Origin of the sequence: Pseudomonas fluorescens, assembly GCF_018614775.1 — a bacterium.
Taxonomy (GTDB): domain Bacteria; phylum Pseudomonadota; class Gammaproteobacteria; order Pseudomonadales; family Pseudomonadaceae; genus Aquipseudomonas; species Aquipseudomonas fluorescens_BY.
In genome coordinates this window covers 24,152-36,208 of the sequence record NZ_JAGGOF010000030.1, presented here as the reverse complement: position 1 = coordinate 36,208, position 12,057 = coordinate 24,152, and the positions used below count along the sequence as shown (strand labels likewise).

The following is a 12,057-nucleotide window of genomic DNA, read 5'->3' as shown; positions in this document are numbered from 1 at the left end:
GCTCGCTCCCACAGGGTTATAAAGTGACACTGAAATCCAGGCTTGACCTGTCGAGTAGATGATAAGCATTATCATCTACTCGTACCGGATCGGGCCCTACCGTGAGTCAATCGCGCCTTCATCACGTCTTCCTCGCCCAGCGCACGCCGCTGCTGCGCACCCTTGAGCGCATGGTCAACAACCCCTGCACCGCTGAAGACCTGCTCCAGGAAACCTACCTGCGCGTCTCCCGCGCATTGGCTGAACGCACCGTTGACCACCTCGAGCCTTTTGTCTTCCAGACCGCCCGCAACCTGGCGCGGGATCATTTGCGTGCCCGCCGCGCGCAGTCGCGAACCCTGCTGGACGGCGTGCCCCTCGAGATCGTCCACAATGTGGCCGCGCCCCAAAGCAGCGCCGAGGACGCCGCCCATGCCGGGCAGATGCTCGAACGCCTGAACGTCAGCCTGCAAACACTGAGCCCGCGCCAGCAACGGATCTTCATCCTCAGCCGCCTGCACGGTCTCGGTTACCAGGACATTGCCGAGCAACTGGACGTGTCGTTGAGCACGGTGCAGAAGGAACTGAAGCTGATCATGGCGATCTGTGTGAACAGTTGTCAGTTATAAGCGCCAAGCTGCACATGAACTTGCCATCTGTAGCTTGGCGCTTGTAGCTTGTCGCTTGCCACTCACTCCGAGTAACCCCCGTGACGGACACCCCTCACTCCCCTGAAACCGCTGCGGCGCACACCGCCCACGCCTTGGAACAGGCGCTGGATTGGCTGATCCTGCTGGACAACCCCAGCGAGGAGCAGACCCGGCAGTTCCAGGCCTGGCTGGCGGCCGATCCGCGCCATGGCGAAGCGTTCGCCCGGGCCAAAGCGATCTGGGACGGTCCGCAGGTGCTGGAAAGTGCCCGTCAGCTCGACGCCGCGCCGAAGGTCACCGCACGCGTCCGCCTGCGCGCCCATTGGAAACCCCTGGCGACCGCCGCCGTGCTGTTGCTGGGCCTGTTCAACTTCAGCGACCTGCCCTTGCACTTCCAGGCCGATCACCTGACCGTGGTCGGTGAGCGCCAGCGCGTGCAATTGGAAGACGGTTCCAAGGTCCTGCTCAACACCGAAACGGCGTTCTCCAGCCGGTTCAACGAACAGCGCCACGTTGCCCGGTTGTACAAGGGCGAGGCGTTTTTCGAGGTGCCGGCCAGCCGCACCCTGCCGCTGGAGATCGACGCCGGCCCGGTCACGGCCAGCGTCAGTGACACCACGTTCGCGGTGCGCTACCTCGACGGTGTGGCCCAGGTCCAGGTGCAGCGCGGCGCTGTCGACCTGCGGGCCCATCGCAACGACAGCCATGTGCGACTGTCGGCCGGAGAAAGCATCCGCATCGGTCCCAACGGTTTCGACCGGCCGGCCCGGCTCGACAGCGCCACCGACCTGGCCTGGGTCGAGGGCCGCCTGGTGTTCGAGAACCGGCCGTTGCGCCAGGTATTGGCCGAGCTGCAACGTTACTACCCGGGTTGGATCATCAACACCAACGAGCAGTTGGCCAACGTCGCAGTGACCGGAAACTACCGCCTCGACCAGCCGCTGGACGTGGCCCGCTCCCTGGCCTACATCACCTCGGCGCGCCTGCAGGAATTCCCGGCGCTGGTGATTTTCAACTGAATGAAGATTATTTTTACTCGATAGGCTCCGCTGGTTCGTCTTGTTATAGCCAATGCAATTGATTCGCATCCATAAATGCGAATCTGCACCTATAACCGATGCGACACGGAGCGCTATTGATGTCCTCTCGCCTTACCTGCCGGTTCCTCTCTCCTGCTTGCGCGCTGTCGTTGTTGACCGCCGCCATCCTGATGGCCGGCACCGTCCCTGTCGTCCTCGCCGCCACGGCGGCGCAACCGCCCGCGCGGAACATGGGCGACTACACCTTTGCCATCGCCCGGCAGCCGCTGGTCTCGGCGTTGAACGCATTCACCGCCGTCACGGGCTGGCAGGTCGGCCTGTCGGCGGAATTGGCCGAAGGCGTCGCCTCGCCGGGGGTAAACGGTTCACTGCCGGCGGAAAAAGCCCTGGAACACCTGTTGCTGGGAACGAACCTGAGCTACCACAAACTGGGCGACCACAGCGTCGTCCTGGAAACGCGCAGCACCGCCAGCGTGATGGACCTGCAACAGGTGACCATCAGCGCCACCCGCCAGGCACAGGACATCACCGGCGTACCGAGCACGGTCACCGTCCATGACCGCCAGGCACTGGACCGTAACAGCGTCAATACCATCAAGGAGCTGGTGCGCTACGAGCCCGGCGTTTCGGTGGGCGGTGCGGGCCAGCGTGGCGGCATCAGCGGCTACAACATCCGCGGCATTGACGGCAACCGGATCCTGACCCAGGTCGACGGCGTGGAAATCCCCGACGGTTTCTTCAACGGTCCCTACGCCAAGACCCAGCGCAACTACCTCGACCCGGAAATCGTCAAGCGCGTGGAAATCCTTCGCGGCCCGGCCTCGGTGCTGTACGGCAGCAATGCCATTGGCGGCGCCGTCAGCTATTTCACCCTGGACCCGGACGACATCATCAAGCCCGGCCAGGACGTCGGTGCTCGCCTGAAGACCGGCTACAGCTCCGCCGATGACAGCTGGCTCAAGTCTGCCACTGTCGCCGGTCGCAGCGGGGCCTTCGACGGCCTGTTGCACTACAGCCAGCGCGACGGTCACGAAACCGAATCCTACGGCAGCGACAACGGCACCGGCCTGGACCGCACCGCGGCCAACCCGCAAGACGTTCGCGCCCACAACGTGCTCGCCAAGCTCGGCTGGAACTACGGCGATGAGGCGCGCCTGGGCCTGGTCTACGAGAAGTACAAGGACGATCGCGACACCGACCTGAAAAGCGCCTATGGCGGCCCCTATTCCAACGGTGGTCCGGCCATTCCCGCCTCCCTGCTGCCCGGCGGCATGTACCAGTGGCGCACCGGTAATGACACCATCACCCGCGAGCGTTTCGGCCTGGAGCACAGCTTCGCCCTGGACAGTCTGCTGGCCGATAACGTGAAGTGGAGCCTGAACCATCAGGTCGCCAAGACCGACCAGAGCACCGAGGAATTCTACTTCCCGATCACCCGCCAGGTTCTGCGCAGCCGGGACACCCTCTATGAAGAGAAGCAGTGGGTCTTCGACGCGCAACTGGACAAGGCCTTCAGTCTCGCCGACACCGATCACGCACTGACCTACGGCGCCACCATCAAGCAACAGAAGGTGACAGGCTCGCGCAGCGGCACGGGTGTTTGCCTGGCGGTTGGCCGGGGCTGCATCGCGACAGGTGCCACCAGCGCGGCGGATGTCCTGGCCAAGGCCAGTGATTTCCCCGACCCGACCATCAACACCTACAGCGTGTTCGCCCAGGACCAGATCAGCTGGGACAGGTGGACCTTCACCCCAGGCCTGCGCTACGACTACACCCAGCTCAAGCCACACATCACCCAGGCGTTCCTGAACACGGCCGACCCGACCGGCGCCGGTGATGTCAGCGACCGTGACAAAACGTGGCACCGCGTCTCGCCCAAGTTCGGCCTGACCTACGCCTTCAACGACCAGTACACCGGTTATGGACAGTACGCCGAAGGCTTCCGCACCCCGACCGCCAAGGCCTTGTACGGTCGCTTCGACAACGCCGGCGTCGGCTACAGCGTGGCGCCCAATCCCGACCTGGAACCGGAAAAAAGCCAGAGCTACGAGACCGGCCTGCGCGGCCGTTTCGATTCAGGTTCGTTCGACGTGGCGGTGTTCTACAACAAGTACCGCGATTTCATCAACGAGGACGCGATCACCCCCGGCGCCGACCAGTTGACCTTCCAGAGCAACAACATCAAGCACGCAACCATCAAGGGCGCCGAGGTCAAGGGGCGCCTGGACCTGGATCTGTTTGGCGCGCCGCAAGGCCTGTATACCCAGGGTTCGGTGGCCTACGCCTACGGTCGCAACAACGACACCGGCCAGCCGCTCAACAGCGTCAACCCGCTGACCGGCGTGTTCGGCCTGGGCTACGACCAGGACCACTACGGCACCTTGCTCAGCTGGACCCTGGTGAAGAAAAAAGACCGCGTCGACGACAGCAATTTCAACTCGCCCGATGGCGTGAGCAGCCAGTTCAAGACCCCGGGTTTCGGCATCCTCGACCTCAGCGGTTTCTACAAGGTGACCCAGGACATCACCGTCAGCGGCGGCCTCTACAACCTCACCGACAAGCAGTACTGGCTGTGGGATGACGTACGCGGCTACGACAGCGTCGGCGAAGCCGCGGTGCTGAGCCCCGCCAACCTCGACCGCCTGACGGCGCCCGGCCGCAATTTCGCGGTCAACCTGGTTTGGGATATCTGATTCGACCACTGCGGCAAACCGATCCGCTGTGGGAGCAAAGCTTGCTCGCGATACAGGCGCCTCGACTCCTGAGGGACCGCGCTGGCTTCATCGCGGGCAAGCCTTGCTCCCACAGATAGCGCTGCCACAAGGCCTGCTCCAAGCGGGAAAACATCCCTCGCAACAACAATGTCCATTCGAAGGAAATACTGATGAGCACCCAACGCCCCACCTCGCGCTCCCAGCGCCTCAACCAGATCACCCACGAGCCCCACGGCAAGCTCGACGCCCTGGTCAAGGCCCACGCCCCGTTCGAAACCCCGGCCAGCTTCGCCCGGTTCGTCGTCGCCCAGTACCTGTTCCAGTCGGAGTTGGTGGCGCTGTACAACGACGCCGAGCTGGCCCGCCTGTTCCCCGACCTGCCGAGCCGCTGCCGGGCCGAAGCAGCGAAAGCCGACCTGGCGGACCTGGACACCGAAGTGCCGGCGCCGGTGGCCGGTGCGCTGAACAAGCCAACCCAGGCCGAAGCCCTCGGTTGGTTGTTCGTCTCTGAAGGCTCCAAACTCGGCGCCGCCTTCCTGATCAAGCGCGCCGAAGGCCTGGGGCTGAGCGAAACCTTCGGCGCCCGGCACCTGGCAGAACCCGTCGGCGGGCGCGCCGAGGGCTGGAAAACCTTCACCCGCACCCTCGACGAGTTGCCCCTCACCGAACAGCAGGAGGCCGAGGCGGATAAAGGTGCGCTGGCTGCGTTCAACCGGTTTACCGTGTTGCTGGAGCAGGCTTATACCGTCGAGTTGGCTTGATACCGTTGTTCAAATGTGGGAGCGGGCTTGCTCGCGAAGGCGGTGTGTCAGTCGACATCATCGTTAACTGACACCGCCTTCGCGAGCAAGCCCGCTCCCACAAGGAAACATGCATGACTGAAAGGTGCTGATGAACCACCCCAAGAAACTCGCCCAACTGCTCTTCGGCCTGCTCGCCTACGTCAGCCTCGCCATCGGCCTGATCGCCATCGTCGTCCCCGGCCTGCCGACCACCGAGTTCATTCTGCTGGCCGCCTGGGCCGCGACGCGCAGTTCGCCGCGCTTGAGCGCCTGGCTGGAGCGTCATCGGCTGTTCGGCCCCATGCTGCACAACTGGCGCAACGGCAGGGTCATTCCACGCCGGGCCAAGGTCGGCGCCACCGTCAGCATGCTGCTCTGCGCCGGCCTGATGCTGGTGATGCTCGAACATGCCTGGCCGGTCTACCTGGCCCTGGCCGGCATGGGCCTGGGCAACTTGTGGGTCTGGTCGCGCCCGGTGAAGTGCACGCGGGCGCCGCGCAGTGACTCCGAATGAAATCAATTTGATCTATGCTCGCCTTCTCACTCAGGAGGCCCGCGATGACTGATCTGCTCACAACCGTCCAAGCCTCCCTCGGCTTGCCCACGACCCCGATCATATTTACCGGTGAAGGCGCCCTGCCCTCCGCGTTCGCGGTCACCGAGCTGGCCTGCGCCAGCCTTGCCGCGGCCGGCCAGGCCGTCGCCGAACTGATCCATCAGCACACCGGACGCCTGCCAGCGCTGGAAGTCGACCGGCGCCTGGCCTCATTCTGGTTCGCCACGTCCCTGCGCCCCATCGGCTGGAACCTCCCGCCGATGTGGGACCCGGTGGCCGGCGACTACGCCACGGCCGACGGTTGGATTCGCTTGCACACCAACGCCCCTCATCACCGACTGGCGGCGGAAAAAGTCCTCGGGGCCTGCATTGATCGCGCCGACATGGCGACAAAAGTCGCTCGCTGGAACAAGACTGAGTTGGAACAGGCCGTGGTCGACGCCGGGGGCTGCGCTGCCGAGATGCGTTCGTGGCAGGCCTGGCAGGCGCATCCGCAAGGCAAGGCCGTGAATGCCGAGCCGCTGGTGCACTTCGTTGAAACCGCAGGTGAGCAGCGCAGCGCCTGGCTCGGCTCCGTGGCCCAGCCACTGGCAGGCCTCAAGGTGCTGGACCTGACCCGCGTGCTGGCCGGTCCCATTGCCAGCCGCTTCCTGGCCGGGCTGGGCGCCGACGTCCTGCGCATCGACCCGCCGACCTGGGACGAGCCAGGCGTGGTCCCGGAAGTCACCCTGGGCAAACGCTGCAGCCGCCTCGACTTGCACCGGCCCGACGACCGCGCAACCTTCGAAGCCTTGCTCAAGGACGCCGACCTGCTCCTGCACGGCTACCGGGCCGACGCCCTGGAACGCCTGGGCTACGGCGCCGAACAACGCCGAAAAATCGCCCCCGGGCTGATCGACGTCAGCCTCAATGCCTACGGCTGGAGCGGCCCGTGGCAGAACCGCCGCGGCTTCGACAGCCTGGTGCAGATGAGCTGCGGCATCGCCGAGGCCGGCATGGGCTGGAAACAGACGGACAAACCGACACCGCTGCCCGTGCAGGCCCTGGACCATGGCACCGGTTACCTGATGGCGGCCAGCGCCCTGGTGTTGCTGGCCCGGCGCTTGGCGAGCGGGGGCGGCGGCTCGGCACGCCTGTCACTGGCGCGTACGGCAAGGCTGCTGATCGAGCGGGGAACGGGCGTCCATGCCGGGCTACGGCCCGAGGACGAGCATGATCTGGGCCTGCTGGTCGAGCAGACGCCATGGGGGCCGGCGCGTCGATTGCAGGTGCCGCTGAAAATCAGCGGCACGCCTTGGCAGTGGACACTTGCGGCGACGGCACTCGGCGCCCATCGAGCGCAATGGTGATCAGCGCCGCCTGCTGATCTGGGTCAGCTAACCGAATGGGAAATCGACGTAGGCTGTGACTCCCCCCTGCTGCCTCGGAGTCATGCAATGTCTGATACCCCCCCAAAGCTTCGTTTGGGTGCGCTGGTCGCGCTGGTAGTGGGCTCGATGATCGGCGGCGGCATCTTCTCCCTGCCGCAGAACATGGCCGCCAGTGCCGACGTCGGAGCCATTCTGATCGGCTGGGCGATTACCGCGGTGGGCATGTTGACCCTGGCTTTCGTGTTCCAGACCCTGGCCAATCGCAAACCCGACCTGGACGGCGGCGTATATGCCTATGCCAAGGCCGGATTCGGCAACTACATGGGGTTCTCTTCGGCCTGGGGTTACTGGATCAGCGCCTGGCTGGGCAACGTCGGTTACTTCGTCTTGCTGTTCAGCACCCTGGGCTATTTTTTCCCGATCTTCGGCGAAGGCAACACGGTCGCGGCGGTCATTGGCGCTTCGCTGCTGCTATGGGCCGTGCACTTTCTGGTGCTGCGCGGTATCAAGGAAGCCGCGTTCATCAACCTGGTCACCACGGTTGCCAAGGTCGTGCCGCTGGCGCTGTTCGTGCTGATCGCCGTGTTCGCCTTCAGGCTCGACATTTTCACGGCCGACATCTGGGGTGTGAAAAATCCGGACCTGGGCAGCGTGATGAACCAGGTGCGCCACATGATGCTGGTCACCGTCTGGGTGTTCATTGGCATCGAGGGGGCGAGCATCTTTTCCGCCCGCGCCGAGAAGCGCTCGGACGTGGGCAAAGCCACCGTGATCGGCTTCATCACCGTGCTGCTGTTTCTGGTCCTGGTGAACGTGCTGTCCCTGGGGATCATGACCCAACCGGAACTGGCGAAGCTGCAGAATCCGTCCATGGCGGCGGTGCTGGAGCATGTGGTGGGCCATTGGGGCGCGGTGCTGATCAGCATTGGCTTGATCATTTCACTGCTCGGCGCCCTGTTGTCCTGGGTGCTGCTGTGCGCCGAGATCCTGTTCGCCGCTGCCAGGGACCACACCATGCCGGCGTTCCTGCGTCGCGAGAATACCAATCACGTGCCCGCCAACGCCCTGTGGCTGACCAACGCCATGGTCCAGTTGTTCCTGATCGTCACCCTGTTCTCGGCCAGCACCTACCTGTCGCTGATCTACCTCGCCACGTCGATGATCCTGGTGCCCTACCTGTGGTCGGCCGCCTACGCGCTGCTGCTGGCAGTGCGCGGCGAAACCTATGAGAACGCCCTTGCCGAACGTCGCAAGGATCTGCTCATCGGCGTCATCGCCCTGACCTATGCGGTGTGGTTGCTGTATGCCGGCGGGATCAAGTACCTGCTGCTCTCCGCCTTGCTTTACGCACCCGGAGCGGTCTTGTTCGCCAAGGCCAGGCGCGAAGTGGGCAAGCCGGTATTCACCGCTGTCGAGAAGCTGATTTTCACCGCCGTGGTTGCCGGCGCCCTGGTGGCCGCCTATGGGCTCTACAACGGCTTCCTGGCCCTGTAACGGGCTGATCGATTCATTTGGAGGATAGGCAATGACCACGGACAAAGTGCAGTACGGCGTTCATTCCGAGGCAGGAAAGTTACACAAAGTCATGGTCTGCTCCCCTGGCTTGGCCCATCAGCGGCTGACCCCGAACAATTGCGATGAACTGCTGTTCGATGACGTGCTGTGGGTCAACCAGGCCAAGCGCGACCATTTCGATTTCGTCACCAAGATGCGCGAGCGGGGCATCGACGTGTTGGAAATGCACAACCTGCTGACCGACATCGTCGCCATTCCCGAAGCCCTGGACTGGATTCTGCAACGCAAGGTTACCGCCAACTCGGTGGGCCTGGGCCTGGTGAACGAGGTTGGTGCGTGGCTACGCAGCCTGGAACCACGCCGTATCGCCGAATTCCTCATCGGTGGCGTGTCGGCGGATGACCTGCCCGACAGCTTCGGCGGCAAGACCCTGCAGATGTTCCGCGACTTCCTCGGACACTCGAGCTTCATCCTGCCGCCGCTGCCCAACACCCAGTTCACCCGTGACACCACCTGCTGGATCTACGGCGGCGTCACCCTGAACCCGATGTACTGGCCGGCGCGCCGCCAGGAAACCCTGCTGACCACGGCCATCTATACATTCCACCCCGAGTTCACCCAGGCCGACTTCCAGATCTGGTACGGCGACCCGGACCTGGACCATGGCAGCGCCACCCTCGAAGGCGGTGACGTGATGCCCATCGGCAACGGTGTGGTGCTGATCGGCATGGGTGAACGCTCGTCCCGCCAGGCCATTGGCCAACTGGCGCTGAACCTGTTCAAGCACAAGGCCGTGGAGCGAGTGATCGTCGCGGGTTTGCCGAAGTCCCGGGCAGCCATGCACCTGGACACTGTGTTCAGTTTCTGCGATCGCGACCTGGTGACCGTGTTCCCGGACGTGGTCAATCAGATCGTGGCCTTCTCCCTGCGTCCCGACGAGAGCAAGCCAGGCGGCATCGACGTGCGCCGCGAGGAAGCCAGTTTCATCGACACCGTGGCCGCCGCCCTCAAGCTCCCGGCGCTGCGCGTGGTGGAAACCGGCGGCAACCGTTTTGCCGCCGAACGCGAACAGTGGGACGACGGCAACAACGTGGTGGCCCTGGAACCAGGGGTAGTGATCGGCTACGACCGCAACACCTACACCAACACGCTGCTGCGCAAGGCCGGGGTCGAAGTCATCACCATCAGCGCAGGCGAACTGGGCCGGGGCCGCGGCGGCGGCCATTGCATGACCTGCCCGATCATTCGCGACCCGATCGACTACTGATCTTTGAGCCGGGGCCGGTCATTACCCAAGACAGGCCCGGGGATAACCGAAACCCAAGGAGATCCACATCATGGCGTTCAACATGCGCAACCGCAGCCTGCTGAGTCTGATGCACCACACCAACCGCGAGCTGCACTTTCTGCTGGACTTGTCCCGCGACCTCAAGCGTGCCAAGTACACCGGCACCGAACAGCCGCACCTCAAGGGTAAAAACATCGCGCTGATCTTCGAGAAAACCTCGACCCGCACCCGCTGCGCCTTCGAAGTCGCGGCCCATGACCAGGGGGCCCACGTCACCTACATCGACCCGGTGTCGTCGCAGATCGGCCACAAGGAAAGCATGAAAGACACCGCACGGGTGTTGGGGCGGATGTTCGATGCCATCGAATACCGGGGCTTCGAACAGGAGATCGTCGAAGAACTGGCCAAGTTCGCCGGGGTGCCGGTGTTCAACGGCCTGACCGCCGAATTCCACCCCACCCAAATGATCGCCGACACCCTGACCATGCGCGAGCACAGCGACAAGCCATTGCATGACATCAGCTATGCCTACCTGGGCGATGCCCGCTACAACATGGGCAATTCGCTGCTGATGATCGGCGCCAAACTGGGCATGGACGTACGCATCGGCGCGCCAAAAGCCCTGTGGCCGCATCAGGATTTCATCGACCAGTGCCACGCCTTCGCCGCTGAAAGTGGTGCGCGCATCACCATCACCGAGGATCCGAAAGAAGCGGTCAAGGGCGTGGACTTCATCCACACCGATATCTGGGTGTCCATGGGCGAACCGGTGGAAGCCTGGGATGAACGCATCGAGCAATTGCTGCCCTACCAGGTCAACGCGCAAATGATGAAAGCCTCGGGCAACCCACGGGTGAAATTCATGCATTGCCTGCCGGCGTTCCACAACAGCGAAACCAAGGTCGGCAAGGACATCGCCGCCCGCTATCCGAACCTGGCCAATGGCGTGGAAGTGACCGAGGAGGTGTTCGAGTCCCCGGCCAACATCGCCTTCGAGCAGGCGGAGAATCGCATGCACACCATCAAGGCGATTCTGGTGTCGGCGTTGGCGGATATCTAAGCATCGCCCGACCCCAAGCTGGAATGCGATCCAGTGTGGGAGCGGGCTTGCTCGCGAAAAGCGGTGTTCAGTTGAAATGACTGTGCCTGTTACTCCGCCTTCGCGAGCAAGCCCGCTCCCACACAAGGAGACCGAGTCGTCCATTTTTTTCTGTCAGAGGACAGCACCATGCGCATCGTCGTTGCCCTGGGCGGTAACGCCCTCCTGCGTCGGGGTGAGCCCATGACCGCCGACAACCAACGCAGCAACATCCGCACCGCGACCGAACAGATCGCCAGGATCCACCCGGGCAACCAGTTGGTGATTGCCCACGGCAACGGGCCGCAGGTCGGCCTGCTGTCGTTGCAGGCAGCGGCCTACACGTCGGTGACTCCTTACCCGCTGGATGTGCTGGGTGCCGAAACCGAAGGCATGATCGGCTACATCATCGAGCAGGAACTGGGCAACCTGCTGGACTTCGAAGTGCCCTTCGCCACACTGTTGACCCAGGTGGAGGTGGACGCCAACGACCCGGCCTTCCAAAACCCCACCAAGCCCATCGGCCCGGTCTACAGCCAGCAGGAGGCGCAGCAACTGGCCGCCGAGAAAGGCTGGGCCATCGCGGCCGACGGCGACCGGTTTCGCCGAGTGGTCGCAAGCCCCAGGCCCAGGCGCATCTTTGAAATCCGTCCGATCAAGTGGCTGCTGGAAAAGGGCTGCATCGTGATCTGCGCCGGCGGTGGCGGCATTCCGACGATGTACGACGCCAATGGCAAGCTGCAAGGTGTTGAAGCGGTGATCGACAAGGACCTGTGCTCGGCGCTGCTGGCCGAACAATTGGAGAGCGATCTGCTGGTGATCGCCACCGACGTCGACGCGGCATTTATCGATTTCGGCAAGCCGACCTGCAAGGCCATCGCCAGCGCCCATCCTGACGCCCTCGAAAAACTCGACTTTGCCGCCGGCTCCATGGGCCCCAAGGTGCAGGCCGCCTGCGAATTTGCGCGCAACACCGGCAAGGTCGCCGTGATCGGGTCACTCGCGGACATCGATGCTATCGTCCAGGGCACCGCCGGCACGCGCATCAGCACGGCGGCGACGGGCATCGTTTATCGATAACCGGA

The 12,057-nt window shown here is 63.8% G+C and carries 10 protein-coding genes; all 10 read left to right on the top strand.

Annotated features, from left to right (window positions below):
- Positions 1-101 precede the first annotated feature (101 nt).
- The 10 genes from J7E36_RS08710 to arcC all read left to right on the top strand — a co-directional run bounded on the left by J7E36_RS08710 (position 102) and on the right by arcC (position 12,052).
- Positions 102-608 carry an RNA polymerase sigma factor gene (locus J7E36_RS08710; protein ID WP_215001885.1) on the top strand — a complete coding sequence of 169 codons (507 nt, stop codon included), beginning with the start codon at positions 102-104 and terminating at the stop codon, positions 606-608.
- A gap of 80 nt (positions 609-688) precedes the next feature.
- The gene (locus tag J7E36_RS08705) at positions 689-1,648 is read left to right on the top strand and encodes a FecR family protein (RefSeq protein WP_215001883.1); all 960 of its coding nucleotides are present in this window, start codon (positions 689-691) and stop codon (positions 1,646-1,648) included.
- 119 nt (positions 1,649-1,767) lie between these two features.
- Positions 1,768-4,362, top strand: a complete 2,595-nt coding sequence (locus J7E36_RS08700; protein ID WP_215001881.1) for a TonB-dependent receptor — start codon at positions 1,768-1,770, stop codon at positions 4,360-4,362.
- 191 nt (positions 4,363-4,553) lie between these two features.
- The gene (locus tag J7E36_RS08695) at positions 4,554-5,144 is read left to right on the top strand and encodes a biliverdin-producing heme oxygenase (RefSeq protein WP_215001879.1); all 591 of its coding nucleotides are present in this window, start codon (positions 4,554-4,556) and stop codon (positions 5,142-5,144) included.
- 130 nt (positions 5,145-5,274) lie between these two features.
- A complete protein-coding gene (locus J7E36_RS08690; protein WP_215001877.1) occupies positions 5,275-5,679 on the top strand; it encodes a YbaN family protein in 405 nt (134 codons plus the stop codon).
- Positions 5,680-5,723: 44 nt separating this feature from the next.
- Positions 5,724-7,070, top strand: coding sequence for a CoA transferase (locus J7E36_RS08685; RefSeq protein ID WP_215001875.1), 1,347 nt, complete (start codon positions 5,724-5,726; stop codon positions 7,068-7,070).
- 87 nt (positions 7,071-7,157) lie between these two features.
- Positions 7,158-8,585 (top strand): arginine-ornithine antiporter, encoded by a 1,428-nt coding sequence (gene arcD, locus J7E36_RS08680; protein WP_215001873.1) that lies wholly within the window; start codon positions 7,158-7,160, stop codon positions 8,583-8,585.
- Between the two features lie 31 nt (positions 8,586-8,616).
- Complete coding sequence (arcA, locus tag J7E36_RS08675; protein ID WP_215001871.1) at positions 8,617-9,873, top strand: arginine deiminase; 1,257 nt, start codon at positions 8,617-8,619, stop codon at positions 9,871-9,873.
- Between the two features lie 70 nt (positions 9,874-9,943).
- Positions 9,944-10,954, top strand: a complete 1,011-nt coding sequence (locus J7E36_RS08670) for an ornithine carbamoyltransferase (protein ID WP_215001869.1) — start codon at positions 9,944-9,946, stop codon at positions 10,952-10,954.
- A 168-nt stretch (positions 10,955-11,122) separates the two neighbouring features.
- Positions 11,123-12,052: a carbamate kinase gene (gene arcC, locus J7E36_RS08665; RefSeq protein ID WP_215001867.1), complete on the top strand. Its 930-nt coding sequence runs from the start codon at positions 11,123-11,125 to the stop codon at positions 12,050-12,052.
- Positions 12,053-12,057 lie beyond the last annotated feature (5 nt).